This is a genomic window from Hyphomonas sp. J20-32 (assembly GCF_055808555.1).
Genome location: NZ_CM147873.1, coordinates 543,328 through 569,850, shown reverse-complemented (window position 1 = coordinate 569,850; position 26,523 = coordinate 543,328). Strand labels below are relative to the sequence as shown.

Genomic DNA, 26,523 nt, shown 5'->3' with positions numbered 1-26,523 from the left:
CTACATCACGTCGTTGGCGCAATGGCCAGTCGCTCGCCTTAGATCCTATCCTTCTGCGCCCACCTTCAGCAGCTTCGGATCATACAGAACTTCATCAACCTTCCCAAGAAGCGGGATGGCCCGGGACAAAGCATCAAATGTCTCTTCGAGAGGCAGCTCTTTAGCGCCGTATTGAGCGCGCTTTCGGCCCAGCGCCCGCTTGCGGACAGCATGTGCGAGATCTGGTGTCTGGTCGAGCGCAGCCGCCATTGTGTGACGGAAGCTGTAGCAGACGAGCTGAGGCGAACGCGCGACGCCTGCTGCTCTGATGACGCTGTTTATCCGCGCTGAGATGGCTTGATTATCGTTCGATTTACCCGAGCTTGGCGCCAGCGATGGAAATAGCCAGCCAGACGCATGGCGCTTCTGTGCGAATCTCGCAGCCTCAAGGGCATTTCCTAGCAAAGGGACGCGGCGCTCGCTGTCATTCGTCTTGAGCCGCCGGTCTTCGCTCCAGCGCACGAGGGCAAAGGGAATCGCGCCATCCAGTGACAAGTCTTTACCCTTGAGGCCGCCGATCTCACTCGGTCTGCAGCCCGTATTCTGCAGAAGTGCGATGACCCACCGGGTCTCTTCCTGCACACGACTCGCGGCGAGATAGGCGTCGAGTGCGTCCAGATGAACGCGATGAAACGGCAGGCGGTCCAGTGTCGCTTTTGCGTGGTCTGGCGGCTGGTGGCCGACAAAGGGATTGTTGCCGTCGAACGCGCCCCGCTTCTTCGCGAAATTGACAATCGCTTTCATGGCCCCAAGGCGCTTTTTGACTGTTTCGTAGCCATGGCTTCTTTCATCGACGAGATGGTCGAGCCAGTCCATTACGCGCGCACTTCGGATCGTGTTGAGCGGCACGTTTCCGTTGAACTCGATAAACTGTTCAGCTGCTGCTTTGGCGGATCGATCAACTCGACCGGCCTTCTTTTTCTGGGTGTAGAGCTCGAAAGCTTGTTCCACATTCAGGGGAGGAGGGGTCAGGCTCCCCTTGTTCAATATCTCAAGCTTGAGCGCCTCTTCCGCAGACAGCTCTGCCGGGTTTCCGCCTCGATCTATACCCGACCTTTTCGCCGCAGCTGCAAGAATGCGCTCCGTCTCCAGGTCAGCGGCTGTTTCCCTAAAGAGGACCTCGTCCCCGTAAGGGTCATAGTCCACGCTCTCGCTAAGCACGGTTTCAAAGTCGCCCTTGTTTTCGGTGTACCAGGCCTGGACGCGCTGTGTGAGTTCCCAGGGTGGCAGTTGGCCTTGGTTTTCGCGGATCTTGCGAACGGTTTGATCAAACTGCCGTTCAAGGGCTACTGAGAGAACGATTGCGCCATCGCGTGCCACGGATGCTGCGAACGTTCGCTTAAGCTCGCGGCCCAGCTCAGGCAGTGCCTGACGGACGTCCTGCGGCCAAACTCGGCGGTATTGGTACTTTCCGTTTGGGAGTAATTTCAGGTTCTTCAAGACAACTCGCATAGGGTTGTTTTTGTACCTCGTTTTGTACCCGAGGTCCGCCCTGAAATCCAAAAAATCTTTTAAAGACAACGCGTTAAGCGTAATTTTCTGGTGCCCAGAAGAGGACTCGAACCTCCACTCCCTTGCGAGAACTACGACCTGAACGTAGCGCGTCTACCAATTCCGCCATCTGGGCACGGGGTAGGAAGGCGGTCAGATACGTGCTGATGCGCCGGGCGTCAACGGGGAATGCAGCGCGGCCAGCCGTGTCGAGGTAAAAAACCGCTTTCCGTTGCGCCTGCGGCCGGATCAGGACTGGACGACGAAGAGGCCAGCGATGATCAGGCAGGCGCCGATGGCGTATTTCACCGTCAACGGCTCCTTCAGGAAAAAGGCGGCCATCAGCGGCACCAGCACGAAGGTGAGGGCCATGAAGGAATAGGCCATCGAAAGCGGCACCATTTTCAGGACATAGACCCAGGCGAGCGTGGCGATGCCGTAAAGCGCGACCGCGACGAGGAAGACCGGGCTGAAGAAGACGGTATAGAAGGGCGCCTCGGGCCGGTCCGCGAGCTGTGTACCGGCCTGCTTGAACAGGACCTGACCGAACGCGATGGTCATCGGCGTCAGCACGAGCAGGCCGTATACCGGCAGAGTCAGGGCTTTCATCGCGCTCATTGGCCTTCGGCAGCCCGCTGGGCAGGCGAGCCGGACGCTGGCTGGTCATGACGGCGGTCGACAAGCGGCGTCGTGCCGGCGCGGTAATGCTCTCCGCGCGAGGGGGCGATCGAGAGATAGTGGATGCGCTTCTGTTCGGCGCGGCCGCGGGCAACCGAGTCGAGGACGACGCCGGCAATGAAGGTCATCATGGCGCCGAGCAGGAGCGTCATGGCGAGCATCCATGTCGGGATGCGGTCGACAAGGCCAGTGGAGAGATAGTCGCGGATCACCGGCGCCATCAGGAAGACGGATGCGGCCAGGAGGAAGGTTGCGACATAGCCGAAGAACAGGAAGGGACGTGTTTCCTTCATCAGCATGCCCATCATGCGCAGGATGCGGAAACCGTCGCGGAAGGTCGACAGCTTGCTTTCCGAGCCTTCCACGCGGCGGCCATAGCTGAACTCGACCTCCGATACCGGCAGGCGCAGCATCGACGCGTGCACGGACATTTCCGTTTCGATCTCGAAGCCGGGTGAGGAGGCCGGGAAGCTCTTGGCAAACCGGCGCGTGAAAGCGCGGTAGCCGGAGAAAATGTCGGTGAATTCATTGCCGAACAGCGCCTTGTACACCGTGTTGAACAGGCGGTTGCCGAAGGCGTGGCCATTGCGGCCGGCGTCCTGCTGGACATTGCGGCGCGTACCGACAACCATGTCGGCGCGGTCGTCCAGAAGGGTCTGGATCATTTTCGGCGCGGCGGTCGGGTCATAGGTGCCGTCGCCATCGGCCATGAGGTAGATGTCGGCATCGATGTCGGCAAACATCTGGCGCACGACATTGCCCTTGCCCTGGCGCTTTGACGGCACGACCGTGGCGCCCGCGAAGGCGGCCTGCTGCGAGGTATCGTCCTTCGAATTGTTGTCATAGACGAAGATGCGGGCGCCCGGGAGCGCCTTGCGGAAGCCAAGCACAACCGCAGCAATCGACTTGCCCTCGTTGTAGCAAGGCAGAAGTACTGCGATATTCAGGTCGCTGAAAGAATTGCCGGTCACGCGTCCACCCATTGCCTCAATTTAGGCATTTCTATACCGGCGAAGGTTAAGGTCGCCTTTCAGGCATGTGACGGGGCAGGGGAAGAGCGATGGATAAACCAGCCGATACCCGAATGGCCGATCGGGCAATAACCCTCGGTTTTGGCCTCATGATGGCGGCCACGCTTCTTTGTGTGAGCGCCGTATCGGGATTGTTTTCCGCCACAAGCATAAGCGCCGACAATGCGATGCGACTGGTCGAGATACAGGATTATCTCGGCGGCCAGGACTGGTTCGATGTCAGCCAGGCGCGGCTTGGCCCGGAGGGCGGAACGGCCATGCATTGGTCGCGGCTGGTGGACTTGCCGATTCTGGCGATGGCGTCGCTGCTGGATGTTTTCATGCCGTCGGACGCAGCCTTGCATTGGGCGACGGTCGTCTGGCCGCCGATCAGCGTGTTGCTGCTGGTCGGGGCGCTGGGCGCGGGCGCGCGTTTCCTTGGCGGGCGGGAAACACTTGTTTTCACCTGCATCATCGCGGCGACGATCCTGTTCCGGCACCAGAACTTCCTCAGCGGCAGTATCGACCACCACAATTTGCAGCTCGGGTTCCTGGGGCTGGCGTTGGCCTTTTCGATCGATCCGCAACGCCGGCCGGCCAGCCTGGCGATTGCCGGCACGGCGCTGGCGTCCTCGGTTGCGGTGGGGGCGGAAGTCTACCCGTTCGTGGCGGTGATCTGTGCCTTCCACGCGCTAGACTGGGCCTTTACCGGACGCGCGGCGCAGCGCGGCGCAATGGCGTTCGGACTGAGTTTCGCTGCCATGACGGCCGTATTCTTTGCCGCTTCGGTTGCGCCGTCGAACTATGCCGCCGTCTATTGTGATGCATTATCACTTGTGACGGTGTGCGCCGCCCTGGTGGGCGGGATGGGCCTCGCGCTGGCAGCGGCGAGCTTGTCCGGCACGTCCCGCCCGTGGCGCCTGGCCGGATTAGGCGTGATCGGGATTGGCTGCGGACTGCTCCTGACGCTGCAGGCGTCGCAATGCCTTGCCAGCCCGCTGGACGGGCTGCCGTCGATTGTCCGCACGCTCTGGCTGGAGAAGGTCGATGAGGCCCGGCCGCTGTTTGCGGCGCGGCCGAACGCCTGGCAGGAAATCCCGTTCATGGTCGGGATTTCCCTCGTCGCCGTGATCGTTTCCATCTTCCAGATCGAACTGGGGATCCACCGGCGCGCCCACATATTGTTCCTGTTCCTGCTGGCGCTCGATCTCGTGCTGACATTGCAGCAGGTGCGCTTCTATGCCTTCGGGCACATATTCGCGATCCTGCCGCTTGGTGCCTGGGTGGGAGGGCTGTTTGCCCGCAAGCCGGACGGGCGCGAACGCGGTGTGGGTTATATCCTGGCCCTCGCCGTGTCGGTGCCGCTGGTCTGGGGCGCGCCCGGCATGTTCCTGAAACCGGCGCCGGATGGCAGCGCCCCCGTCGCGGCGGCCTCTTGCGCCAGCCCGGAGATCCTGTCTGCGCTCGATGCGCAACCGGAGGGGCTTGTGCTGGCGGTTGCAGATGCAGCGCCCGATATCCTGCGTTACACGCGCCAGCGGGCTCTTCATGGCCATTATCACCGCAATGCCGCCGGGATCGAAATGGCGCTTCACATGTTTATCGCGCCCCCGGACGAAGCGGCAGGCCTGATGCGCTCCAATGGGGTCACCTATGTGATCGCGTGCCCGGCGCATGGTGAAATGCAGATGCTGGCCAAGGCGCATCCGGACGGGCTGGCCGCGCGGCTCGCGGCAGGCGACAGGATGGATTTCCTGACGCGCGTGGCAGGCAATGAGGGCGGCGAAACGCTCTATGCCGTGACCCGCTGAGGCTCCGGATCAGCCGCCCAATACATAGTCAGCCTCGGCGACGTACCGGCTCGGGCCATCGCCCATATGACTGGAATAGAGATGGAAGCTGTCCACCCAGAAGGCATCGCTGCAATAGGCGTGGCGCGGCTCGGCCCAGGCGGTGACTTCTTGCGGCGTTGTGCCATGCAGGTAGGCGAGGGTGACATGGGGCGTGAAATTGCGCCGGTCTGCCGGCAGGCCGAGACGCCGGGCGGCACGCTCGCACTGGCCGGCCAGCGCCCGCAGTTCATCCGTCTCGCGCACCCTGGCCCAGACGGCGCTCGGTTCGCGACGGCCGAACCAGCCGACCCCCTCGAGCCGGATCTCTAGCCAGGGCGCCCGGATGTCTCCCAGCAGGTCGTCAAGGTCGCGGGCCTGCATATGGCTGAGATCGCCGAAGAAGCGGAGCGTGATGTGGAAATTGCGCTCGGGGCGCCAGCTCGCACCGGCAAGGCCTGTCTGAAGGGCTTTCAAACCGGGCGCGATATCCGGATCGACGGGAAGGGCGGCGAACAAGCGATACATGCGGCCAATCTGAAACAGGATTGCGGGCAAAAGAAAACCCGGCCCCACCTGGCCAGGTTTCCAATTTTCTTCTCGATTTAAGTGGTTCAGCCGGCGAGATCGCCGAGCTTGCCGAAATGTTCGGCCAGCAAATAATAGAACGTCACGCGCGATTTCGTGCCGCCTTCTGGTTGCAACTTGTCGCAGACAGCCTTGATCGCCGCGTCGAGATCGTCCTTGTTTTGGGCGAGTCCGAGCTTGCCCCGGCACCAGCGCTCGCGCACCCGGTCAAGTTCCCCTGAATCCGAGCAAGCAACCATGGAACTGTCACGGTTACGTAGCGCAATGCCGAGGTGACCCACGATTTTCTCTGCCGCGGCCTGATTGTAGCCATTTGCGTATTTCTTGATGTTTTCGGCGTATGCCGATGCGTCTGCCATTGTATATCCCCTTAGTTTGTCTGGTGCCCCAACCGTTGGAACTACACCAGATTGGGGAAATTACCCTTTGGTTAATATGAGTCAATGCAAAACGCGAAAGTCCAAAGTCTTGGATTCGCGCCCGCATGGGTATTGTTCACTTGATTGATGTGGTGATGTTGAAGCAAAAGACCAGTATAGTTTCTCTATGCTGCAACTATGTTGGGCCCAATCACCTGTATTCGTGCCAGCGCGGCTGCGGCGGGCATGGTCCCGTCAAGGCGCCACGCCCGGTTTTCCTTGCAGACGCCATCGAGTTTCACCATATTCCATCCCAGACGCACGTGTTTACGTGTGGATCAAAACAGAAGGGTATTAAACCTATGAACGAATTCAATCGGGCCTATTCGCCAAAAACCGGCGCCGACTCGATGGACACGTCTGTCAATGAAGGGCTTCGGGCCTTCATGCTCGGCGTTTACAACAAGATGGCGCTCGGCCTCCTGCTGACGGCAGGCCTCGCCTATGCCTTCGGGGCCATGGTTCCGGAGAACGTGACGCTGACCCTGCTGACCGGACCGATCGGCCTGGTTATCATGTTCGCACCACTCGCCATCCTGCTCCTGTCCGGCTTCGTCATGAAGAACCCGTCGCCGCTGGCGGCAAACCTCGTCTACTGGTCGGTCGTGTCGCTGATTGGCGTCGGCATGGGCGCGATCGTCTATGTTTATGCGCGCCAGCCTGACGGCATGATGATCGTCTCGAAAGCCTTCCTGACGACGGCTATCGCTTTTGGCGGCCTGTCGCTCTGGGGCTACACGACCAAGCGGGACCTGTCGGGCTTCGGCACGTTCCTGATCATGGGCGTGGTCGGTATCATCGTCGCGTCGATCCTGAACATGTTCATCTTCAAGTCGAGCATGATGCATATGGTCATCTCGGTGATCGGCCTGTTGCTGTTCGCCGGCCTGACGGCATTCGATACGCAGCGCCTGAAGAACATGTATTTCCAGCTTGTCGGCGATTCACGGGCGATGGCGGTGGCGACCACCTATGGCGCGTTGAGCCTCTACCTGGACTTCGTGAACATGTTCCAGTTCCTGCTGGCGCTGATGTCAGGCCGCGACTAGGCGGCTCTCCAGACCTGAACCCAAAGCCCCGCCCTCACCGGCGGGGCTTTCCTTTTTGGCGCATTGCGAAATGGCGACGGCTCGGCTAACCCTCCGGGCCAGACATATCCCCAACGCTTTCAGGAGTTTTTGACCCATGGCCCGCAAGAAAATCGCGCTTATCGGATCCGGCATGATCGGCGGCACGCTCGCCCATATCGCAGCTCGCGAGGAGCTTGGTGATGTCATCCTGTTCGACATTTTCGAAGGCCTGCCACAAGGCAAGGCGCTTGATATCGCCGAGTTGACCCCGGTCTACAACGCATCCGTCAGCCTCAAGGGCGCGAACGATTATGCCGACATTGCCGGCGCTGACGTCTGCATCGTGACGGCCGGCTTCCCGCGCAAGCCGGGCATGAGCCGCGATGACCTGGTCTCCAAGAACCTCGGCGTGATGAAAGCGGTTGGCGAGGGCATCAAGGCGAACTGCCCGAACGCGTTCGTGATCTGTATCACCAACCCGCTCGACGCGATGGTCTGGGCCCTGCAGCAATTCTCCGGCCTGCCGACCAATATGGTCGTCGGCATGGCGGGCGTGCTCGACAGCTCGCGCTTTGCCTATTTCCTGTCCGAAGCTACCGGCGTCTCGGTGGCCGACATTCACGCCTGGACGCTGGCCGGGCACGGCGACAGCATGGTGCCGATGGTGCGCCACTCGACTGTGGGCGGCCTGCCGCTGCCGCAACTGGTCAAGCAGGGCTGGCTGACGCAGGACAAGCTGGACGCGATTGTCGACCGGACGCGCAAGGGCGGCGGCGAGATCGTCGCGCTGCTGAAAACCGGCTCGGCCTATTATGCGCCCGCCGAATCGGCCATTGCGATGGCAAAATCCTTTCTCGGCGACCAGAAACGCGTCCTGCCGGCGGCCAGCTGGTGTGAGGGCGAGTATGGCGTGAACGGCATGTATGTCGGCGTACCGACCCTGATCGGCGCCGGCGGCACCGAGAAAGTCATCGAATTCGACTTCAACGATCAGGAACAGGCCATGTTCACCGCATCGGTCGCTGAAGTTCAGAAACTGATCGACGACTGCAAAGGGCTCGAGCCCTCGCTCGCCTAGGAGCCGGACATGGCCATCGGGCCGACAATCGAAACAGAGCGCCTGATCCTCCGCCCGCCAAGGGCGGAGGATTTTAACTCATGGGTCGCCTTTCATGGCGACGCTGAGGTCATGGAACACCTTGGCGGTGTGCAGGGACCAGAGCTGACGTGGCGGTCCATGTGCACGATGACCGGTGCCTGGACGGTCAGGGGCTTCTCGATGTTTTCCGTGATCGAGAAGGCGACCGGCAACTGGGTCGGACGCCTCGGCCCGTGGCAACCTGAGGGCTGGCCGGGCACGGAAGTCGGCTGGGGACTTGCCCGCAGCGCCTGGGGCAAGGGCTATGCGACCGAAGGCGCGTCGGCAGCTATCGACTATGCCGTGGACATCCTTGGCTGGGACGAGGTGATCCACACAATCGACCCCGCCAATGCCGGTTCGATCAAGGTGGCCGAACGGCTCGGCAGCCGCGTGCTGCGCCAGGCTTCGGCGCCGCCGCCCTTCACAGGCACGCAGTGGGACGTCTATGGCCAGACCGCAGATGACTGGCGTTCACGACGGATCAAAGGCGCGTGAGGCAGGCCTGAACCGGGTCGCCGCCGCCGATGTAAGCGTCTAGCGTGACGGTCAACCGCTCAAGGAGACCTCCCATGATACGCACCCTTTCGCTCGCTTCCGTATTTGCCCTCCTGCCCGTCGCGGCCGGTGCCCAGGGGACAACCGAAGAGGCCCTCAACGCCAAGGCGGCAGAAGCCGAAAAGGCATTGGAGGTACAGGCCGAAACGCCGGATATCGGCCTGCCGGACGGTGCCGAAGCCCCAGCGGCGAGTCTTGTCGATACGGCTGGCGTCACCCAAACCTTTGAGTCGCTGGCAGGACCGAAAGGCACGGTTGTCGCTTTCGTTCGCTCGGCTGACTGGTGCCCCTATTGCAAGAAACAGCTGATCGATCTCGAAGCGGCAGCTGCGCCGCTGGCTGAGGCAGGCTGGACGCTTGTCGCGGTGTCCTACGACCCGGTTGAAACGCTGGCCGCGTTCAAGGCGGACAAGGGCCTGTCATATGAACTTCTGTCGGATGAAGGGTCAGCCGCGATCAGGGCGTTCAACCTGCTGAACGCGGATATGAAACCGGGTTCGCGCTATCAAGGGATTCCGCACCCAGCCATCGTGTTCATCGCGGACGGCAAGATCGCCAAGACGCTGCGCGAAGAGGGTTACAAGGCGCGCCCGGCGGTCGATCTCGTGATAGAGACTGCCCAGGGCTTGTAGGTTTTCGCGACCGCCGCCCTTTCATGGTGCGGCGGGGTGGCTTAGCGTGCCGGCATCAGACAGCCGGAGATGAAGCCATGTTGAGAACCCTGACCCCGTTTGCGCTGGCGGCCCTCGTCGCCGCGATGCCGGCGACCGCCGACCAGGCCAGCGGTCTGGACCCGGCCATCAGGGCCCAGGCTGAAGCGCTCATGGAATCAGGCCTCAAGGATGATGTCGGGCTTGAGTTCACCGAAAGCCTGACGACCGAGATTGGCCCGCGCCTAGCCGGGTCCGACGCCGAATGGCGGGCCCGGCAATGGGCCATGATCAAGCTGAAGGACCTGAACTTCCAGCAGGCCTATATTGAAGACTTCAACCTGCCCTATTGGGAGCGCGTGAGTGAATCCGCGTCGGTTGTCGGACCGAACCCGCAGACACTGGTCGTGACGGCGCTCGGTGGATCGAAGGCGACCCCGAAGGACGGCCTTGAAGCCGATATCGTCCGCTTCACGAGCCTTGCCGCCCTGCAAGCCGCGCAGGCGGGATCGCTGAGAGGCAAGATTGCCTTCATAGACGAGCGCATGGTTCGTAGCCAGGACGGGTCCGGCTATGGGGCGGCAGTGGCCAAGCGCGGGGGATGTGCGGAGGCGGCAGCAGCGGTCGGTGCCGTAGCCTGCTTGATCCGCTCGGTCGGTACGGATGATCATCGCATGCCGCATACAGGTGGCATGAAGCGGCAGGGTGCCCTGGGCGCCCTGCCGGCGGCAGCCCTCTCGCCGCCGGACGCAGACCAGCTTGCGCGCCTGCTGGAGCGCGGGCCGGTGAAGGTCAACCTGAACATCCAGGTGAAGACCTCGGCTTCGGCGGCCTCCGGCAATGTAATTGCGGAAGTGGAAGGCTCCAGCCACAGGGATGAGATTGTGCTGATCGGGTGCCATCTCGACAGCTGGGACCTCGGCACAGGCGCAATTGATGACGCCGCCGGGTGCGGAATTGTGGTGGCAGCGGCGAACCTGATCCAGCAATTGCCGGGGAAGCCGAAACGGACAATCCGGGTTGTGCTGTATGGAGCCGAAGAAGTCGGCCTGTTCGGCGGCAAGGCCTATGCCGAGGCGCATGCGGATGAACTGGGCCAGCATGTCCTGGCGGCCGAGAGCGACTTCGGGGCGGGACGGATCTGGCGGTTGACCACGGGCATGGGTGACGGAGCGCTGGACTATGCCAAGGCGATGCAGGCAGTGGTTGCGCCACTCGGGATCATACCGGGCGACAACAGCTCGACGGGAGGTTCCGATATTTCGGTCCTGGGTGCTGCGGGCGTACCGATCCTTGCGCCCGACCAGGACGGAACCGACTATTTCGACCTGCACCACACGCCCGATGACACGTTTGACAAGATTGATCCGGCCGCCTTCCGGCAGAACGTCGCCGCCTATGCGGCGCTGACCTACATTGCCGCTCAGACGGATTGGGATTTCCGCAAGATGGCGGCACCAGAGAGCGAAGACCACTAGGGATGCCGGACCGGCAGGGGCGGATCGCCGCCAGTCTGGATTCAGTCCACGAGTCCCTGCGCATGGTCCGGCGGGAGCTGTCGGGTGTTGGTGAGGATGCGGCGCGGTGGCGCTGGGTGTCGGTTGGGATGGTGATCGCGCTTCAGGGCGCCCTTGTCGCGGCGCTGAGCGGGTATGAGACGGCGGCGGACGACGACGTTGTCGATCCATCCAGTCCGGAGCGCTATGCGCCGGTCACGCTGCTCCTGCGGCGGGCCCGGTCGGAGGAATTTCTCAATATGCCGGAGCGCGTCGAGATGACCGGCTCGGTACTCCGCCAGATCGAGCGCCTGGTGACTTTCCGCAATGGCGTCGTGCATGGGCTGGGCGCGAGCGACGACGAAGGACTGGCAAAAGGGTGCCGGAAGGGGCTGGACGTTGTGCGCCATCTGGTTCTGTCGCATCCCGCATTCGACGCCTCGCGGCACCATCTTGTTTGCGCCCTGATCTCGGATGAGATTACAGCGATCGAGCGGCTGCCCGCAGGCAGGTGTTAATGTCCGGGTCATGCGGGCATGGCATGAATGCCGGTCATGCGACCTCTTTTGCGCCCGCTTCTTTTGTCATGTGCTGCCTTCGCGCTGATCGCGGCGGCGCCGGATACGTTTACGCGCGAAGAACTCGAAGCACTGGAAGCTGAACGCCAGGCCGCCGTGACCCGGATGGAGGCGCTGCAGGCGGCAGGTGAGGCGACCGAAACTGACCTTCGCCAGATTGACAGCAAGCTGATTTCCGCAGCCATGGAGTCGCGCCGCCGGGAAGAACAGGCTGCCGCATCCGAAAAGGCGCTGATCGACCTCGGCACCCGTCGCGCGGTCGCGCAGGAAAGCCTGCTTGTGGACCGTCAGGCGCTGGAAGACCTGCTGGCGGCGCTCGCTGCCTCGAACCGGCGCAAGCCGCCGGCCCTGATCGTCTCTCCGGGCAAGGCGAATTTGGCGGTGCGCCGGGCGATCCTGATGAGCGAAACGACACCGCGCCTGGCGGCGCGCGCCAGTGAACTGTCAGGTGAGATCGATGAACTCAACCAGCTCGAACGCCAGATACGGGGCGAACGCGCCCAGCTGGAAGCTGCCGAGGCGACGCTTGCGCTGAAGCGGGTCGAGATCGAACAGCTCGCGGCGGTCAAGCGTGGCAGTTTCGAGGAAATTGCCGGGGATATTGACGTGCTGCGGGCGCGGGCCGATACACTCGGACGTGAAGCGAAAACATTGCGAGACCTGCTGGCAGCGCTCGAGTCGGATGCGCCGTCTGCGCCTGGCATGAAACCCACCCTTCGGCCGAAACTGGCATCTGCCTCCGTGCCGGCGTCGCGCTCGGGAGCGTCCGCTCCGGTCGTGCAGCGCACGCCGGTTTCGCGCCCGCTGGGCAAGGCCGCGCTGGGCGGTTTGATGCAGCCGACGGCCGGCAATGTCCTGTATGGTTTCGGCGACAAGATGCCGACAGGCGGCAAGACGGAATGGATCACATTTTCGACACGGCAAGCGGCCCAAGTCGTGGCGCCGATAGACGGAAAAGTCGAGTATGCGCGACCATTTCGCAGCTATGGATCAATGTTAATTTTGCGCACAAGCGACGGATACCATGTTATCCTTACGGGCATGAGCCGGATCTATGTCACCGAAGGCCAGACAGTGTCAGCGAAAGAGCCAGTTGGGCGCATGCCGGACCGCGCAGACCCGCCTCCGCAGCTCAATATGGAATTAAGGCTTGGCGACAAGGTAATGAATCCGGCACAGTGGTTGCCGAGTGGCAGGTAGAGGTCACGTATGACGGAGGATTGGAATATGCGTTCACTGCTGACAGGAGCCGCACTCGGGATCGTGCTGGGTGGCGCAGCGGTCGGGTTCTCCGCCCTCGCATGGCCCCAGGAAAAACCTGCCGATCCGCGCATGGTTACTTATCAGCAGCTGGAGCTGTTCGCCGAAATCCTCGCCCGTGCCCGTCAGGACTATGTGGTCGAGGTGGACGAGAGCGTCGCAATGGAAGCGGCCATCAATGGCATGCTGACTTCGCTGGACCCGCATTCGGGATATCTCAACCCGGACGATTTCCGCTCGATGCAGGTGCAGACTTCGGGCGAATATGGCGGGCTTGGTATTGAAGTGACGATGGAAGACGGTTTCGTCAAAGTCATCTCGCCCATGGACAATACGCCCGCCAGCCGCGCGGGTATTCAGAGCGGTGACCTGATCACCGCCATCAACGGCAAGCCGATCATCGGCCAGACACTGAACGATGCCGTCAAGGAAATGCGCGGCGACAAGGGTACTGACATCCTGATCACCATCCTGCGCGTCGGCGAAGACCCGTTCGACGTGACGCTGACTCGCGAAGTGATCGAACAGAAGTCCGTCACCTGGAAGATGCAGAAGAATGATGTCGGCTATCTGCGTATATCCAGCTTCAACGAGCGCACGACCCTGCTGCTCGAAGAGGGGATCGAAGGCATTTCCAAGGCGACCGGCGGTCGTCCGAAAGGCCTGATCGTCGACCTGCGCAACAATGGCGGCGGATTGCTGGATCAGGCCGTGTCGGTGTCCGACATGTTCCTTTCGGGCGGAGAAGTCGTTTCGACCCAAGGCCGTCGGGCGTCTGACATCGAGCGCTACAATGCCCGCACCGGCGAAGTCTTCAAAGGCGTGCCAATCGTCGTCCTGATCAATGGCGGTTCGGCATCTGCGTCCGAAATCGTCGCCGGCGCCCTGAAGGACCGGGGCCGGGCAACGATCGTGGGCACGACCAGCTTCGGCAAGGGATCGGTCCAGACCGTGATTCCGCTGGGGGCTGATCGCGGTGCCATTCGCCTGACGACGGCGCGTTATTACACGCCGTCCGGTCGCTCGATCCAGGCACTGGGAATCGATCCTGATATCGAGATCACCCAGGCGCGCCTGACCGAGGAAGAACTGGCCAAGATCAAGCGCTGGTCGGAAGCCGACCTGCCGCATGCCCTGGCCAATGAAGACGGTGAGCGGCGGCATGAAATGACGATGCCCGACGAGCAGCCGCCTGAAGACTACAAAGGCGAGGACTTCCAGCTGGAACGGGCCGTTCAGATGTTGAGTGAAGGCACTGTCACTGCCAGTGCGTTTCGCCGCGCAGGTTAAGGTTTGTTTGCAACCTGTTAACCAGATTACCGCATTTTAGGTCGTTCAGGATTCCTATTGTTGATCACATGAGGTCGCCGTATGCCGTACCGGAGAGACGTTGATCCGTCTCCCCTTCGCACCGGAATTGTCCATGCAGGCTTGAGCCTGCTGGTATTCGGCGGTGTGGCGGGAGCACTGGGCCTTGGTATCCAGTTTTCTGGCGATCCGTCAGCCGCGGGCCCGCGGCAGCAGCTTGCCCTGTTCGAAACGGTGGACGACACCAAGCCGACGCTGAAGTCGCGGCTGAAGACAGATATGTCCGACACCGCCATGATGGCAGCCCTCGACGATGACGGCTATGCCGAGGCCGACAGTAGTGACGAGCCGAGCCTCGGCGTCGACTATGCCGACGCGGCCGAAGCGACTGGCACCGGCGGTCCTTCGGATGATGCGGTTGCCGATGCTGCCGGTGTTGGCGTGCGCATCAATGGCAAACTCGTGAAGCCGGGTGAATCCTATGGCGAAGTCACGGCGATCGTCTCGCTTGGAACGGCGCCGATCTCCGGCATGACGGAAACCGTCAATGGCGTGCACTTGCCGCGAATTGCTGCAGACGGCCGGGCGCCGGCAGACGCTTACGCGCGTCCGTTCGCCAATCCAGGCCAGCAGCCGGTCGTCGCGCTTGTCGTCGGCGGCCTTGGCATCAATGCCACGCACACGAAATCAGCCATCGAGGAATTGCCGCCCGAAGTGACGCTGTCCTTCGCTCCGGATGCCCAGCGCCTGCAATACTGGATCAATCGCGCCCGCTCGTCCGGCCATGAAGTGCTGATCGAACTGCCGATGGAAAACTTTGACTATGGGCGCATGAAAATGCACCCGCAGACCCTGCTTGCCGGGAGGGGGGGCGACGTCAACGTGTCGCGCCTCAATACATTGCTTGGTCGTGCATCAGGCTATTTCGGCGTGATCAATTACCAGGGCGCGAAATTCTCGGGAGACGCAGCCGCGGTGCGACCCGTGCTCGAGGCATTGAGCCAGCGCGGCGTTGCCTTGATCGAGGACGGCAGCCTCGAGGACGCCAGTTTCGACAAGGTGGCGGATGAAACCCGCGTGCGGTACGTCAAGGCATCCTCGCCCATCGACACCAAGCTGACGGCAGATGATATCAGCCTGGAACTGCTTGAGCTGGAAACGCTCGCCAAGCAAAAAGGCGCTGCCATGGGGGCCGGCTATGCCTTCCCGATCACGATCGAGATGGCGAAGATCTGGACCAGCGAACTCGGCCAGAAGGGAATCCTGCTGGCACCCGTGTCGGCGCTCGTCGGCACAACGCCTGCAGAATTGGTCGAAGGCGACCGAGTCCACACTGGCAGCATTGCACCGGCTCCTGTAAACCCTGCCGGGTGAAAGCATCGATTATAGATCCTGAACGGTACCGGCCGAATGTCGGGCTCGCCCTCTTTTCGAAGGCGGGCCATGTCTTCATAGGCCGCAGGATCAATGGTCGCGGCGCCTTTCAGTGGCAGATGCCGCAGGGCGGAGTCGACAAGGGCGAATCCGCGCGCGACGGCGCCCTGCGCGAACTGGAAGAAGAAATCGGGGTGCCCGAGAAACTGGTCGACGTGCTCGAGGAGACCGAGGACTGGCTTTATTATGATTTCCCGCCCGACCTGAAGAAGCGCTTGCCGGGTCCCTTTATCGGGCAGCGCCAGAAATGGTTCGCCTTCCGCTTCAAGGGATCCGACAGCGATGTGCGGCTCGACCGGCATACGCCGGAATTCGATGCCTGGCGCTGGGCGCCGCTCGATGAGACCCCCGGACTGGTTGTTCCGTTCAAGCGTCTCGTCTATTCCGAGGTGGCCCAGCGGTTCCACCGCTGGACCGAACCTGCGCAGGGTGGCAAGACCGCGCAGGGCTGAGGGAGGGTTGCATGGCCAAGACGCTATTGATGATTCACGGAATCGGGTGCGGCGGCGACGCGTGGGACCGGATGCGGCCGGGTTTCGAGGAGGCGGGCTGGACCTGCAAAGCCCCCACGCTGTTTCCGGACCAGCGGACGCTCGACAACCCGCCTGCGACGCTGCCGGACCTTGGTTTTGACGACTATGTCGCCGCGATGGCCGAGGTGGCTCGGAAGATCGAGCGGGAAACCGGCGCGAAGCCGGCTGTGATCGGGCATTCTATGGGCGGCCTGATTGCGCAATGCCTGGCAGAGCGGGGCGTCGTTTCGCAGGCCGTGTTCCTGACGCCGGCCCAGCCAAAGGACTGCGCCGAAGTCGGGCTTTCGGTTGTCTATACATTCCTGAACATACTCCTGACGCGCGATCGCAAGCGCGCCTACAAGGTTTGGCGGTCGGGCTTCCGGTTCGGCGTGATGAATCGCGTTCCCAGGCGGCGGCACGAGGAAATCTATTCCCGCGCACGGTTCGATTCCGGCAAAGTATACGGCGACCTGACCGACGGCATCGAGGTCGACGAAGGCCTTGTCACCATCCCGACACTGACGATTGCCGCCTCGCATGATCGCGCCACCCTGGCGCGCGCCGTTCGCAAGGTGGGCGAAAAGTATTCCCGGTCCCCGGTGCCCGGAGATTTTCGCGAATATCCCGACAATGCGCACTGGATCGTGGATGAGCCGGGCACGGATGCCGTTGTCGCCGATATTGTAAAATGGCTGGACCAGCCGAGCGGAGCCAATGCCTGATGGAAGATGACGTGCACGGCGTGCATGATTATGTCGCCGATCCGAGAAATGCCGATGTGCTGATCTCGGTCAATGGCGAGATGAAGCATCGCAACGAAGCGGTCGTATCCGTATTCGACAGCGGCTACATCCTGGGCGACGGGGTCTGGGAGGGCATGCGTGTCTCGAATGGCGGCGTTGCCTTCCTGCCGGAGCATTTCAAGCGTCTCTACGCTGGTGCCAAGACGATCGACATGGATATCGGCCTGAGCAGGGACGAGCTTGCCGCGCGCCTGATGGACTGCCTCAAGGCCAATGGCATGACGGACGGCGTGCACATCCGCCTGATGGTTACGCGCGGGATCAAGAAGACACCCTATCAGGGGCCGCGCTTTACCATTGGCGAGCCGACCATCGTGATCATCCCGGAATACAAGACGCCCGTGCCGGAAATCGTCGCCAGGGGCGTCACCCTGTTCACGGTGCACCAGCGCCGGACGGGCCCGGCCGAACAGGACCAGAAACTGAATTCCCATTCGAAGCTGAACTGCATTCTCGCCTGCATCCAGGCCGACAAGGCAGGGGCCGATGAAGCGTTGATGTTGGATGCGGACGGCTTCGTGGCGACCTGCAATTCGACCCATTTCTTCATCGTGCGCGACGGGGAAGTCTGGACCAGCCCACCGGACTATTGCCTGGGCGGGATCACGCGCGGGAACATCATCCGGGTTTGCCGTGAGGCCGGCATCCCGGTGTTCGAGAAGCGGTTCTCCCTGTTCGATGTCTACTCGGCGGACGAGGCGTTCATCACCGGCACGTTTGCCGGGCTAACGCCGGTTCGGGAAGTGGACGGGCGGACGATCGAGCATGTCGGCGGGCCGATGAGCCAGCGCATCAGCGGCCTCTACAAGCAGCTGGCGGCCAAGAGCCTGACGCCGATTTCATGAGTACGGTCCGGCGCATCGCCATGTGGTCGGGCCCGCGCAACATGTCGACGACGATGATGCGATGCTTTGGTTCGCGGGCAGACTGTGCGGCGCTGGACGAGCCCTTTTATGCGGCGTGGCTGGTTGCGTCCGGCGAGACACATCCGATGCAGGCGGAAGTCCTGGCGAGCCAGCCGAACGATCCGCGCGATGTTTTGGACCTTATGCTGGCGCCGCTGCCTGAGGGCAAGACGGTGCAATACCAAAAGCAAATGACCCATCACATGATGCCGGACTTCCCGCTCGATTGGGCAGCGCAGTGCGAGCATGCCTTCCTGATCCGGCACCCGGGGCGCGTGATTGCGTCGTATTTGAAGAAGATGGACGATGTGAGCCTGGAGGCGATCGGGTTTCCGCAACAGTTGCGGTTGTTCGACGAAATGCGCGTGCGAACGGGGAAGGTGCCGCCGGTGGTTGATTCCGATCGCATCCTCGACGACCCGCGCGCGGTGCTGGTTCGCCTCTGCGAGGCGCTTGGCATTGCTTGGGACGAAGGCATGCTGGCATGGGCGCCGGGCCCGAAACCCGAAGACGGCGCGTGGGCGCCGCATTGGTATGATGCGGTGTGGAAGTCGGAAGGATTCGGATCGGGCGCCGGCCCCCTTCCGGAGCTGACAGGCGAGGCCGCCGTTATCGAAAAAGAGGCGCTCGCGATATACGAACGCCTCCTTCAATTCCATGTCTGATCTGGCGGCTATTCAGCAACAGCCGTAATCGTGGCGGTTCCGGTCACGCCGGCCGTATTCGTGTAACCTGTCGAAAAGCCGACTTCGGTTCCGGTTTCCTCGAATGTGGCGCACAGGTCGCCGTCGGGCGTTTGTCCGCAAACGGTGTGAGTGGCATCGTCCATCGTGTAGGGAATGGCCTCGCCGCCATCCATCGTCGCTGTGCCGTCCGTATTGAACACGACGACCGAGGTCGTGCCGTCGGACGCTGCAAATTCCACGGTTGTCGATCCCGCCAGTGCAGGCATTGCAGCGAAAGCGAGCGCTGCAGCAGCGCACAGGATTGTCTTCTTCATGTCCCAAACTCCCTTTGGTTTTTCATTGGCCATGTATCTGGCGAGGCATGGGTAGCAGTGACAGGCGCGCCTGCAAAATGAATTGCGAGTTACACGGGCGGCGCCTGTGAGGGCGCTTGGCGGGTGGGCTGAGGGTGTGGTTCGGTGGGGGTAGGGGTGTGGGTCAGGTGTCGGGGGCGGGCCTCACCCATCCGTATTCCCGGCCCAGGCCGGGATATATTGCGACACTCCCGGATACAGTTGCCTGAGGCCCCGGCGTGCGCCGGGGACACGGGAGAGCTGTTTCGGGATTGAGCGAGCGATTCAGCCCTGCCGACACTGGTGCCCGGAAACAGACCGGACGATGCCCGGAGAGATCGTCCGAAAGCTGGACGATCACGACCCGGCCATTCCACATGACGCCCCAGAGCATTTCTGAGCCCGGTTCGCCGGTGGCCCTGAACCACGCCTTCAGGCGCTGGATACGCCAGAAGATGATCGGCCAGATTGGCAGCAGGTACCAGGGCAGGCCCTGCATCGGGGTGAGGAGGGAAAAGCTGGGCATCGCGGCGCATTATACGCGCAGGCCAGCAGGGGGTGGAGAAGTCCGCATGCACCTCCCGTCGCCGGGCGACGGGAGGTGAAGGGAAAGTGGAAGAGAGGCGGTGCCTCTCGCGCGATCTGCCAGTCTTACTGGTTGGCCGCCCGCAGGAAGCGGTTGCGCAGGTCAGCGTCCGACTTGAACACGCCGGTAAACTGGGTCGTGATCGTGGTGACGTCCTTGTGGTGGACACCCCGGGTCGACATGCACTCGTGCACGGCTTCGATCAGGACGGCGGTGCCCATCGGCGCGAGGCTTTCCGTGATCGCGTCGCAAATCTGAGCGGTCATGGTCTCCTGCGTCTGGAGGCGCTTGGCAAAAATCTCGACCACGCGGGCGAGCTTGGAGATGCCGACGACGGCGTCGGACGGCTTGTAGGCGACAAAGGCCTTGCCGATGAAAGGGGCCATGTGGTGTTCGCAATGGCTCTCGACGTCGATATTGCGCAGGATGACGATGTCGTCATAGCCCTGAACGTCTTCGAAGGTGCGCGACAGGTATTTCACGGGGTCTTCGTCATAGCCCGCAAACCACTCCTTGTAGGCATTGACGACGCGCTTGGGCGTATCGAGCAGGCCTTCCCGGCGTGGATCGTCTCCTGCCCAGGCAATAAGGGTGCGAACGGCTTCTTCAGCCTCCGCGACTGTCGGGCGAACCAGCGGCTCTCCCCGAGATGAGTCGTTCTTGGGAGTGATGGCATCCATGGCCATGTTAAGTGTCCTTCGACTGAGGGACGGAGGTCGAGCCGAGGCTTGGTCTGGGAAACCGGATGGCCCCCTGCCCGGACTTAACGCCCGCCCGAGTTGATACCCTCAGGGCGATAGCTGAGAAGATAGGCGCTGGAATGCGCTGTTTCCAGAGAATTCTACGGTGACGCCGAGTAAATGGATGCCGGAAATTTCATTGCCCGGTCCCCTGCCGGGTGATAGTGGCGCGTTATGGATATGGACCGGCGCGCCCGCAGATTGCCAAAAGGCTGTTGTTGTTAAGGCAACAAGCGCCCATTAGGGCATCTCGCCCTCTCAACGGGGCAAATTCTTCTCCTTTTCCTCGTTCGAGCCCGAATTTCCATGACTCTCCGCATCTATGACACCGCAAAACGCGAAAAACGCGTGTTTGAACCGCAAGATCCTGCCCGTGTGACGCTCTATGTCTGCGGGCCGACCGTGTACAATTACGCCCATATCGGCAACGCAAGGCCGCCTATCGTGTTCGATGTGCTGCGCCGGATGCTGGCCAGACAGTATGGCGCAAATGCCATCGTCTATGCGCGCAACATCACCGATATCGAGGACAAGATCATCGCGGCTGCGCTGGAGACCGGCGAGCCGATCGACACGATCACGCACAAGTTTGCGAAAATCTACAATGAGGACATTGCGGCGCTCAACGTGATCCCGCCAACGGTCGAGCCCTGGGCGACGGGCCATGTGCCTGAAATGATCGAGATGATCGAAAAGCTGGTGCGCAAGAAATACGCCTATGTCGGCGAGCAGGGCGTCTGGTTCTCGGTCAAAGCGATGCCGGACTATGGCAAATTGTCAGGCCGCAGGCCGGAGGACAATGAAGCCGGGGCCCGGGTGGAGGTCGAGAGCGACAAGCGCGATCCGGCCGATTTTGCGCTGTGGAAATTCGCCAAGCCGGGCGAGCCGGAAGATGCGATCTGGGACAGCCCCTGGGGCCGCGGCCGGCCCGGCTGGCATATCGAATGCTCGGCCATGGCGGCCAAGCATCTCGGCAAGACCATCGACATTCATGGTGGCGGCATCGACCTGCAGTTCCCGCACCATGAAAACGAGATCGCGCAATCGGAATGCGCGCATGGCGAAGTCATGGCGAATTACTGGATGCACAATGGCTTCCTCGACATGGGCGGCGAGAAGATGTCGAAATCGCTCGGCAATGTCGTGCTGATCCATGACCTGCTTCAGGCCTGGCCGGGCGAGGTGCTGCGCTTTGCGATGCTGAGCGGGCATTACCGTGCGCCGCTCGACTGGAACGAGGACCTGTTGAAGCAGGCCAAGACCACGCTCGACCGAGTGTATGGCGCGCTGCGGCGCGTGTGGGCCGAAGAGGGGGGACATGGGGGTGACAAGGGAGTGGCACGGGCGTTGTCTGACGACCTCAACACGCCCGAAGCGCTCGCCGAATTGTCACGCCTTGCGAGCGAAGCGAACACAGCCGCTGACCACAAGGACCATGACGCGATGGCGCATGCCCGGGCGAACCTGCTGGCGGCGGGTGACCTGCTGGGCCTGCTGACCAAAACGCCCAAGGAATGGGAGCAGGGCGTCGATGCCAGCGGAAATGCGCGGATCGACACGCTGGTGCAGGCGCGGATCGATGCGCGCACGGCGCGCGACTGGGCCGAAGCGGACCGTATCCGGGACGAACTGGCCGCTGAAGGCATCGAGATCATGGATGGGCCGTCGGGTTCGACCTGGCGCCGGGTCTAGGCAAGAGTCAAATTTCCTCGAAATTCGCAAGCCGCCGCGAACGCGATGTTTCAGTCTGTCGTCTATGCAGGCTTTCCCACCTCCCGTCGGGGTCCGGTTGTCATCAACCAAGGGCCGCGCGGAAATCATTTGACCTGGGTCCCCCGATTCGTCGGGGGACCTTTTTTTGCCGGACGCTTCCTGTCCGATCGTTAAATTGACCCGGCCGGGTGGCGCATGGGACGAATAGGGCTTCGGGACTAGAACCCCCGTTTCAATGCACCCAATCCCTTTCAGGGCCGTTCTCTTCCCCCCAGTTGAGGACGGCTCCTTTTTTGCCCGCGCCTGATGCAGTTGCTTGCGATTGCGCGGTGCCGGGTCCATCTTTGCGGGCGATGAGCGACCTCTACCACAACCGTATCCTCGAACTGGCGGCGAACATTCCGCATCTTGGCACCCTTGAAGGCGCTGAAGCCTCGGTGCTTAAAGTCTCCCGGGTCTGCGGATCGACCGTCAATGTCGAGATAATCCTGGACGAGAGCGGCGACCATATTGCGGCTATTGCGGTGGACCCGAAGGCTTGCGCGCTGGGGCAGGCAGCAACGGCCATCCTGTCTGAATATGCCGTTGGCGCGTCCGTGGACGAGGTGATTGCCGCGCGCGACGCGATGAAGACGATGCTCAAGGAGAATGGCCCGCCGCCGGAGGGCCGGTTCTGGGAACTGCGCCACTTGCAGGCCGTGGCCGACTACCCGCCGCGCCATACGTCGACGCTGCTGGCCTTTGAGGCGGCTGTGGCGGCGATCGAACAGGCGCGCGTGGCGCGGGGTCTTGCACCTGCGATTGTGACCTGACGATGCCCGGAATTCGCCGCAAGACCGCCTATGGGTTGCTCCGCGTCTACAAGGCCAGTTTTTCCCTGATCTTCTATGCCGCTGGCGCGCGCTGCCAGCACACGCCCTCATGCAGCGAATATGGCGCGGAATGCGTGGCACGGCACGGCTGGTGGGCGGGGGGCTGGATGGCCATTGCGCGCTTCACGCGGTGCCGCCCCGGCGGCAGTTTTGGCGATGACCCCGCACCGGCCCAAAAGCCCGATGTGCCGGCCTGGCAGCCCTGGCGCTATGGCGACTGGAAATCCGGCGGGCGATCTGTCCCAATGCCGCCGGTGGTTGAAAATCCGCCGGAGGGATGAAATATAAGGCCGATGAGCTGTTCGTCCCGTATCCAGCCCACCGGCGGCCTGACAACGCGAACCCGCCCGGGTGCATGACACCCCGCAGGGCGCCGCGGCGCACCTGAGACTCATGTACCCCGCAAACTCCCTTCGACCCGGCCGCCCGGCCTGATGAAATCGCCCCCGCAATTGGGGTGGGATTTTCGGTGAACTCGCGTTAAGCAGACCGCCGCAGGCAGGCCTTTCCGGACAAGACTTGCCGCGCCCCGTGCGCCAGACCGCTGAAGAAGACTGAAACATGATCAAAGTATCCCTGCCCGATGGATCGGTGCGCGAATATGAAAAGGGCGCCAGCCCGTTCGATGTTGCGAGTTCGATCTCGAACTCCCTTGCCAAGAAGGCGATTGCCGCCCGTGTGGACGGCGAGCTGCGCGACCTGAAACGCCCGCTGGACGGCGATTCCCGTGTCGAGATCGTGACGCCGAACGATGCCGAAGGCCTGGAGCTGATCCGGCACGATGCCGCGCACGTGCTGGCGCAGGCCGTGCAGGCGCTCTACCCGGACACGCAGGTGACAATTGGCCCCGTGATCGATGACGGGTTCTATTACGACTTTGCCCGCGAAGCGCCATTCTCGACGGAGGATTTCGACAAGATCGAAGCGAAGATGCGCGAGATTGTCGACGCCGATTACCCGATCGAGCGCGAAGTCTGGGAGAAGGACGCGGCCATCGCCGAATTCAAGCGGATCGGCGAGGACTACAAGGCGCAGATCATCGACGACATCATCCCGCCCGGCGAGGCGATCACGCTGTACCGGCAGGGCGACTGGTTCGACCTTTGCCGCGGGCCGCACCTGCCCTCGACGGGCAAGCTGCCGAAAGCGTTCAAGCTGATGAAGCTTGCCGGTGCCTATTGGCGCGGCGATTCCAGGAACGAGATGCTGCAACGCATGTACGGCACGGCGTGGGCAAACGAGAAGGATCTCAAGGCCCATCTCGTGCGCCTCGAAGAGGCCGAGAAGCGCGATCACCGCAAGGTCGGCGCGGCGCTCGACCTGTTCCACTTCCAGCCGGAAGCGCAGGGGTCGGTCTTCTGGCACCCGAAAGGCTTCATGATCTGGCGCCAGCTGGAGGCCTATATCCGCCGCCAGCAGGACGCAGACGGCTATGTCGAAGTGAAGACGCCGCAATTGCTCAACTCCGTGTTCTGGGAACAGTCCGGCCACTGGTCGAAATTCCGCGAGAACATGTTTGTCGTCCCCGACGAAATCCCCTCGACGGAAGAAGAAGGACCGATCCTGACGGGTGACAGCGACCTGATGGCGCTGAAGCCAATGAACTGCCCGGCGCACGTTCAGATATTCAAGAACGGGCAGCGCTCGTATCGCGACCTGCCGATCCGCATGGCAGAATTCGGCTGCTGCCATCGCAACGAGGCCCATGGCGCGCTGCATGGCCTGATGCGCGTACGCCAGATGACGCAGGATGATGCGCACATCTTCTGCCGCGAGGACCAGATTGCCGACGAGACGCTGCGCTTCCTGAAACTGTTCGAACGCGTATACGGCGATTTCGGCCTGTCGGAGATTTCCTACAAGCTGGCGACGCGGCCCGAGATGCGGGCCGGCACGGACGCGACCTGGGACCGGGCCGAAAAGGCGCTGTCCGACGCGCTGACGGCAGCCGGCATGGAATTCGAGATCGCCGAGGGCGAAGGCGCGTTCTATGGCCCGAAACTGGAATTCCACCTGACGGACGCGATCGGCCGGACATGGCAGTGCGGCACGTTCCAGCTGGATTATGTGCTGCCCGAACGGCTCGATGCCGACTATACGGGGTCTGACGGCGCCAAGCACCGGCCGGTCATGCTGCACCGGGCCGTGTTCGGCACGTTCGAACGCTTCATGGGCATCCTGATCGAGAACTATGCCGGGGCGTTCCCGCTCTGGCTGTCGCCTGTGCATGTCGTCGTGGCGGCGATCACGGATGCGGCCAATGACTATGCCCATGAGGCGGCCGCCGCCCTGCGCAAGGCAGGCCTCAGGGTCGAGGTCGATACGCGCAACGAGAAGATCAATTACAAGGTTCGCGAGCATTCGGTGCAGAAAGTGCCGATCATTGCCGTCGTGGGTGGCCGTGAGGCGGAGGAGCGCACGCTGGCGCTGCGCCGGCTCGGCAGCCAGGGACAGCAGATGATCGGCCTGGACGAAGCCTGTGTGGCGCTCGCCGAGGAAGCGCTGGCGCCTGATCTCAAACGGGCAGAATGAACGCGGTCCCGTGACAAGCCGGGGCGTTGACGACAGAGTGAAGCCCATGTCCTACGCGCCCGTGCTCGCCTTTGTGTTCCTGTTCTGGCCGGTCATGGGACTGCTGGGCGGACAAGGCTATTCGCTCGTGCTGGCAGTCGCAGGCCTGCTGGCGCTCGTTTTTGCGAGGCCGAAAATGCCGCCGGCGAGCTATGCGCTGATGGCGCTCGCTTTCGTCGCGTGGGCGGCTTTCAGCGAGGCCTGGTCGCCGGCGTCGCGCGGCCTGATTTCGGGCAACCTGCTGGAAGGCGATTTCGCGATCCGCGCGTCGAGCGTGCGCATTGTCCTGACCGCGCTGTTCGGTTCGCTGGCCGTTGCCGGCGCGCTGCGCATAGCGAAAGGCACGGCCCAGCTGTCGGCGCGGGTGATGCTCGGCGCGTTTGCTGTGCAGGGCCTGCTGGTTGCCGCGAGCGGTGTGTTTGGCGATCCCGTTGTCGCGATGATTTATGGGCCTGACCCGCTGGAGCAGGCCAAGGGTTTCCAGAATATCGGGCGCAACGCCAACGCGTTCATGCTCGTCCTGCCAATCCTGGCTGCGTACCTTGCCACGCGCCCCGGGTGGCGCTGGAAAATGGTGGCAGGCGGCGTCATCCTGGCGAGCGTTATTGTCGTCGTCCGTGGAGGGTCGCAATCGGCGCTGATCGGCGTTGTCTTCATGCTTCTGGCCTGGGCGATTGTCTGGTTGATACCGCGCACGGGGTATCGCTGGCTGATCAGCCTGATGGCGGGATATGTCGCCTCTGCACCTGTCCTGATCGGCTCTGCGATCAGCCTGATGCGCCAGGCCGGAATCACACTCCCGGCTTCGTTCCAGTCGCGATCCTGGTCGTGGGAAATGGTCATCGGCAAGGCCGTGGAGAAGCCTTTCGTCGGGCACGGGATTGCCGCATCGAAGACGTGGCGTGAGACCTATGCCGACCATCCTGCCTGGCTGGCGCAATTGCCGGACTTCTGGGCGGCCTATCCGGTCGTGCCGGGGCATCCGCACAACATGGCCTTGCAGATATGGGCGGAAACGGGAGTGGTGGGGGCCGTATTGGCTGGGCTGACCCTGGTTGTGGTTGCGTTCCGGTTGCCGACACCCAAGTCCCTGCGGCCGGACGTGCGCTATGCCATTGCCGGCCTCGTGGGCGTGGTCGCCAGCCTGTTCAGCTTTTCCTATAATGTCTGGAACGATGCCTTCTGGGCGAGCGTGATCCTGGCCGCCTGCGCGATCATCCTCCTGGCGCGGCGCAAGCGGGCGTCGATATGAGC

General features: G+C 62.4%; 27 protein-coding genes and 1 tRNA gene. 19 read left to right on the top strand and 9 right to left on the bottom strand.

All coding sequences use genetic code 11. The features are described 5' to 3' along the window. Positions 1 to 45 precede the first annotated feature (45 nt). The 4 genes from AC0L7I_RS02730 to AC0L7I_RS02715 all read right to left on the bottom strand — a co-directional run bounded on the left by AC0L7I_RS02730 (position 46) and on the right by AC0L7I_RS02715 (position 3,179). A complete protein-coding gene (locus AC0L7I_RS02730; protein ID WP_473398002.1) occupies positions 46 to 1,479 on the bottom strand; it encodes a tyrosine-type recombinase/integrase in 1,434 nt (477 codons plus the stop codon). Positions 1,480 to 1,579: 100 nt separating this feature from the next. Beyond that, positions 1,580 to 1,666 (bottom strand) — tRNA-Leu (locus tag AC0L7I_RS02725). A gap of 113 nt (positions 1,667 to 1,779) precedes the next feature. Continuing rightward, positions 1,780 to 2,148: an EamA family transporter gene (locus AC0L7I_RS02720; RefSeq protein ID WP_473398001.1), complete on the bottom strand. Its 369-nt coding sequence runs from the start codon at positions 2,146 to 2,148 to the stop codon at positions 1,780 to 1,782. Further along, entirely contained in the window at positions 2,145 to 3,179 is a 1,035-nt protein-coding gene (locus AC0L7I_RS02715) for a glycosyltransferase (protein ID WP_473399108.1), read from the bottom strand. Before AC0L7I_RS02715 ends, AC0L7I_RS02720 begins: the two co-directional genes overlap by 4 nt. An 89-nt stretch (positions 3,180 to 3,268) precedes the next feature. On the opposite strand from AC0L7I_RS02715, the gene AC0L7I_RS02710 reads away from it, so the two are divergent. Continuing rightward, entirely contained in the window at positions 3,269 to 5,029 is a 1,761-nt protein-coding gene (locus AC0L7I_RS02710; protein ID WP_473398000.1) for a hypothetical protein, read from the top strand. Positions 5,030 to 5,038: 9 nt separating this feature from the next. Here AC0L7I_RS02710 and thpR read toward each other — a convergent pair whose 3' ends face one another. Together thpR and AC0L7I_RS02700 are read right to left on the bottom strand one after the other, a co-directional pair. Continuing rightward, a complete protein-coding gene (thpR, locus tag AC0L7I_RS02705; RefSeq protein WP_473397999.1) occupies positions 5,039 to 5,575 on the bottom strand; it encodes an RNA 2',3'-cyclic phosphodiesterase in 537 nt (178 codons plus the stop codon). 86 nt (positions 5,576 to 5,661) lie between these two features. Further along, positions 5,662 to 5,994 carry a DUF2853 family protein gene (locus AC0L7I_RS02700; RefSeq protein WP_473397998.1) on the bottom strand — a complete coding sequence of 111 codons (333 nt, stop codon included), beginning with the start codon at positions 5,992 to 5,994 and terminating at the stop codon, positions 5,662 to 5,664. A 362-nt stretch (positions 5,995 to 6,356) separates the two neighbouring features. On the opposite strand from AC0L7I_RS02700, the gene AC0L7I_RS02695 reads away from it, so the two are divergent. The 13 genes from AC0L7I_RS02695 (at position 6,357) to AC0L7I_RS02635 (ending at position 18,434) form a co-directional block, all read left to right on the top strand. Then, positions 6,357 to 7,103, top strand: coding sequence for a Bax inhibitor-1/YccA family protein (locus AC0L7I_RS02695; protein WP_473397997.1), 747 nt, complete (start codon positions 6,357 to 6,359; stop codon positions 7,101 to 7,103). 136 nt (positions 7,104 to 7,239) lie between these two features. After that, positions 7,240 to 8,202: a malate dehydrogenase gene (gene mdh, locus AC0L7I_RS02690; protein ID WP_473397996.1), complete on the top strand. Its 963-nt coding sequence runs from the start codon at positions 7,240 to 7,242 to the stop codon at positions 8,200 to 8,202. Between the two features lie 9 nt (positions 8,203 to 8,211). Then, positions 8,212 to 8,760, top strand: a complete 549-nt coding sequence (locus AC0L7I_RS02685) for a GNAT family N-acetyltransferase (protein ID WP_473397995.1) — start codon at positions 8,212 to 8,214, stop codon at positions 8,758 to 8,760. Positions 8,761 to 8,834: 74 nt separating this feature from the next. After that, complete coding sequence (locus AC0L7I_RS02680) at positions 8,835 to 9,452, top strand: peroxiredoxin family protein (RefSeq protein ID WP_473397994.1); 618 nt, start codon at positions 8,835 to 8,837, stop codon at positions 9,450 to 9,452. Between the two features lie 77 nt (positions 9,453 to 9,529). Beyond that, on the top strand, positions 9,530 to 10,948 hold the full coding sequence (locus tag AC0L7I_RS02675; RefSeq protein ID WP_473397993.1) for a M20/M25/M40 family metallo-hydrolase: 1,419 nt from the start codon (positions 9,530 to 9,532) through the stop codon (positions 10,946 to 10,948). A gap of 62 nt (positions 10,949 to 11,010) precedes the next feature. Next, positions 11,011 to 11,484, top strand: a complete 474-nt coding sequence (locus AC0L7I_RS02670; RefSeq protein WP_473397992.1) for a hypothetical protein — start codon at positions 11,011 to 11,013, stop codon at positions 11,482 to 11,484. 36 nt (positions 11,485 to 11,520) lie between these two features. Next, positions 11,521 to 12,744: a murein hydrolase activator EnvC family protein gene (locus AC0L7I_RS02665; protein ID WP_473397991.1), complete on the top strand. Its 1,224-nt coding sequence runs from the start codon at positions 11,521 to 11,523 to the stop codon at positions 12,742 to 12,744. A 27-nt stretch (positions 12,745 to 12,771) separates the two neighbouring features. After that, the gene (locus AC0L7I_RS02660) at positions 12,772 to 14,094 is read left to right on the top strand and encodes a S41 family peptidase (protein ID WP_473397990.1); all 1,323 of its coding nucleotides are present in this window, start codon (positions 12,772 to 12,774) and stop codon (positions 14,092 to 14,094) included. An 81-nt stretch (positions 14,095 to 14,175) separates the two neighbouring features. Then, entirely contained in the window at positions 14,176 to 15,486 is a 1,311-nt protein-coding gene (locus tag AC0L7I_RS02655) for a divergent polysaccharide deacetylase family protein (protein ID WP_473397989.1), read from the top strand. Then, positions 15,483 to 15,998 carry an RNA pyrophosphohydrolase gene (locus AC0L7I_RS02650; RefSeq protein WP_473397988.1) on the top strand — a complete coding sequence of 172 codons (516 nt, stop codon included), beginning with the start codon at positions 15,483 to 15,485 and terminating at the stop codon, positions 15,996 to 15,998. Before AC0L7I_RS02655 ends, AC0L7I_RS02650 begins: the two co-directional genes overlap by 4 nt. An 11-nt stretch (positions 15,999 to 16,009) precedes the next feature. Next, a complete protein-coding gene (locus AC0L7I_RS02645; RefSeq protein WP_473397987.1) occupies positions 16,010 to 16,783 on the top strand; it encodes an alpha/beta hydrolase in 774 nt (257 codons plus the stop codon). Next, positions 16,750 to 17,709 carry an aminotransferase class IV gene (locus AC0L7I_RS02640; RefSeq protein WP_473397986.1) on the top strand — a complete coding sequence of 320 codons (960 nt, stop codon included), beginning with the start codon at positions 16,750 to 16,752 and terminating at the stop codon, positions 17,707 to 17,709. The genes AC0L7I_RS02645 and AC0L7I_RS02640 overlap by 34 nt, the downstream gene beginning before the upstream one ends. Beyond that, positions 17,706 to 18,434, top strand: coding sequence for a sulfotransferase-like domain-containing protein (locus AC0L7I_RS02635; RefSeq protein WP_473397985.1), 729 nt, complete (start codon positions 17,706 to 17,708; stop codon positions 18,432 to 18,434). The genes AC0L7I_RS02640 and AC0L7I_RS02635 overlap by 4 nt, the downstream gene beginning before the upstream one ends. Before the next feature lie 8 nt (positions 18,435 to 18,442). Here the strand turns inward: AC0L7I_RS02635 and AC0L7I_RS02630 are convergent, their stop codons facing one another. The 3 genes from AC0L7I_RS02630 to folE all read right to left on the bottom strand — a co-directional run bounded on the left by AC0L7I_RS02630 (position 18,443) and on the right by folE (position 20,053). Next, complete coding sequence (locus AC0L7I_RS02630) at positions 18,443 to 18,769, bottom strand: hypothetical protein (protein ID WP_473397984.1); 327 nt, start codon at positions 18,767 to 18,769, stop codon at positions 18,443 to 18,445. A gap of 163 nt (positions 18,770 to 18,932) precedes the next feature. Beyond that, entirely contained in the window at positions 18,933 to 19,313 is a 381-nt protein-coding gene (locus AC0L7I_RS02625) for a hypothetical protein (RefSeq protein ID WP_473397983.1), read from the bottom strand. A gap of 125 nt (positions 19,314 to 19,438) precedes the next feature. Beyond that, positions 19,439 to 20,053 carry a GTP cyclohydrolase I FolE gene (gene folE / locus AC0L7I_RS02620; RefSeq protein ID WP_473399107.1) on the bottom strand — a complete coding sequence of 205 codons (615 nt, stop codon included), beginning with the start codon at positions 20,051 to 20,053 and terminating at the stop codon, positions 19,439 to 19,441. 366 nt (positions 20,054 to 20,419) lie between these two features. Between folE and cysS the strand changes: the two genes are divergently transcribed. The 5 genes from cysS (at position 20,420) to AC0L7I_RS02595 (ending at position 26,521) form a co-directional block, all read left to right on the top strand. Further along, the gene (gene cysS, locus AC0L7I_RS02615; RefSeq protein ID WP_473397982.1) at positions 20,420 to 21,805 is read left to right on the top strand and encodes a cysteine--tRNA ligase; all 1,386 of its coding nucleotides are present in this window, start codon (positions 20,420 to 20,422) and stop codon (positions 21,803 to 21,805) included. 374 nt (positions 21,806 to 22,179) lie between these two features. Continuing rightward, a complete protein-coding gene (locus tag AC0L7I_RS02610; protein ID WP_473397981.1) occupies positions 22,180 to 22,638 on the top strand; it encodes an iron-sulfur cluster assembly scaffold protein in 459 nt (152 codons plus the stop codon). 2 nt (positions 22,639 to 22,640) lie between these two features. Beyond that, entirely contained in the window at positions 22,641 to 22,979 is a 339-nt protein-coding gene (yidD, locus tag AC0L7I_RS02605) for a membrane protein insertion efficiency factor YidD (protein ID WP_473397980.1), read from the top strand. A gap of 280 nt (positions 22,980 to 23,259) precedes the next feature. Continuing rightward, positions 23,260 to 25,230, top strand: coding sequence for a threonine--tRNA ligase (thrS, locus tag AC0L7I_RS02600; protein ID WP_473397979.1), 1,971 nt, complete (start codon positions 23,260 to 23,262; stop codon positions 25,228 to 25,230). Between the two features lie 46 nt (positions 25,231 to 25,276). Continuing rightward, complete coding sequence (locus tag AC0L7I_RS02595; protein WP_473397978.1) at positions 25,277 to 26,521, top strand: O-antigen ligase family protein; 1,245 nt, start codon at positions 25,277 to 25,279, stop codon at positions 26,519 to 26,521. Positions 26,522 to 26,523 lie beyond the last annotated feature (2 nt).

What these genes read in the sequence shown, in the direction of transcription:
- AC0L7I_RS02655 (WP_473397989.1), top strand. Translation starts at nt 14,176, where the DNA reads ATGCCGTACCGGAGAGACGTTGATCCGTCTCCCCTTCGCACCGGAATT.
- AC0L7I_RS02710 (WP_473398000.1), top strand. Translation starts at nt 3,269, where the DNA reads ATGGATAAACCAGCCGATACCCGAATGGCCGATCGGGCAATAACCCTC.
- AC0L7I_RS02625 (WP_473397983.1), bottom strand. Translation starts at nt 19,313, where the DNA reads ATGCCCAGCTTTTCCCTCCTCACCCCGATGCAGGGCCTGCCCTGGTAC.
- AC0L7I_RS02645 (WP_473397987.1), top strand. Translation starts at nt 16,010, where the DNA reads ATGGCCAAGACGCTATTGATGATTCACGGAATCGGGTGCGGCGGCGAC.
- AC0L7I_RS02640 (WP_473397986.1), top strand. Translation starts at nt 16,750, where the DNA reads ATGGCTGGACCAGCCGAGCGGAGCCAATGCCTGATGGAAGATGACGTG.
- AC0L7I_RS02720 (WP_473398001.1), bottom strand. Translation starts at nt 2,148, where the DNA reads ATGAGCGCGATGAAAGCCCTGACTCTGCCGGTATACGGCCTGCTCGTG.
- AC0L7I_RS02685 (WP_473397995.1), top strand. Translation starts at nt 8,212, where the DNA reads ATGGCCATCGGGCCGACAATCGAAACAGAGCGCCTGATCCTCCGCCCG.
- thrS (WP_473397979.1), top strand. Translation starts at nt 23,260, where the DNA reads ATGATCAAAGTATCCCTGCCCGATGGATCGGTGCGCGAATATGAAAAG.
- AC0L7I_RS02630 (WP_473397984.1), bottom strand. Translation starts at nt 18,769, where the DNA reads ATGAAGAAGACAATCCTGTGCGCTGCTGCAGCGCTCGCTTTCGCTGCA.
- AC0L7I_RS02695 (WP_473397997.1), top strand. Translation starts at nt 6,357, where the DNA reads ATGAACGAATTCAATCGGGCCTATTCGCCAAAAACCGGCGCCGACTCG.
- cysS (WP_473397982.1), top strand. Translation starts at nt 20,420, where the DNA reads ATGACTCTCCGCATCTATGACACCGCAAAACGCGAAAAACGCGTGTTT.
- folE (WP_473399107.1), bottom strand. Translation starts at nt 20,053, where the DNA reads ATGGATGCCATCACTCCCAAGAACGACTCATCTCGGGGAGAGCCGCTG.
- AC0L7I_RS02660 (WP_473397990.1), top strand. Translation starts at nt 12,772, where the DNA reads ATGCGTTCACTGCTGACAGGAGCCGCACTCGGGATCGTGCTGGGTGGC.
- AC0L7I_RS02670 (WP_473397992.1), top strand. Translation starts at nt 11,011, where the DNA reads ATGGTCCGGCGGGAGCTGTCGGGTGTTGGTGAGGATGCGGCGCGGTGG.
- mdh (WP_473397996.1), top strand. Translation starts at nt 7,240, where the DNA reads ATGGCCCGCAAGAAAATCGCGCTTATCGGATCCGGCATGATCGGCGGC.
- AC0L7I_RS02610 (WP_473397981.1), top strand. Translation starts at nt 22,180, where the DNA reads ATGAGCGACCTCTACCACAACCGTATCCTCGAACTGGCGGCGAACATT.
- yidD (WP_473397980.1), top strand. Translation starts at nt 22,641, where the DNA reads ATGCCCGGAATTCGCCGCAAGACCGCCTATGGGTTGCTCCGCGTCTAC.
- AC0L7I_RS02700 (WP_473397998.1), bottom strand. Translation starts at nt 5,994, where the DNA reads ATGGCAGACGCATCGGCATACGCCGAAAACATCAAGAAATACGCAAAT.
- AC0L7I_RS02675 (WP_473397993.1), top strand. Translation starts at nt 9,530, where the DNA reads ATGTTGAGAACCCTGACCCCGTTTGCGCTGGCGGCCCTCGTCGCCGCG.
- AC0L7I_RS02680 (WP_473397994.1), top strand. Translation starts at nt 8,835, where the DNA reads ATGATACGCACCCTTTCGCTCGCTTCCGTATTTGCCCTCCTGCCCGTC.
- AC0L7I_RS02665 (WP_473397991.1), top strand. Translation starts at nt 11,521, where the DNA reads ATGCGACCTCTTTTGCGCCCGCTTCTTTTGTCATGTGCTGCCTTCGCG.
- AC0L7I_RS02635 (WP_473397985.1), top strand. Translation starts at nt 17,706, where the DNA reads ATGAGTACGGTCCGGCGCATCGCCATGTGGTCGGGCCCGCGCAACATG.
- thpR (WP_473397999.1), bottom strand. Translation starts at nt 5,575, where the DNA reads ATGTATCGCTTGTTCGCCGCCCTTCCCGTCGATCCGGATATCGCGCCC.
- AC0L7I_RS02595 (WP_473397978.1), top strand. Translation starts at nt 25,277, where the DNA reads ATGTCCTACGCGCCCGTGCTCGCCTTTGTGTTCCTGTTCTGGCCGGTC.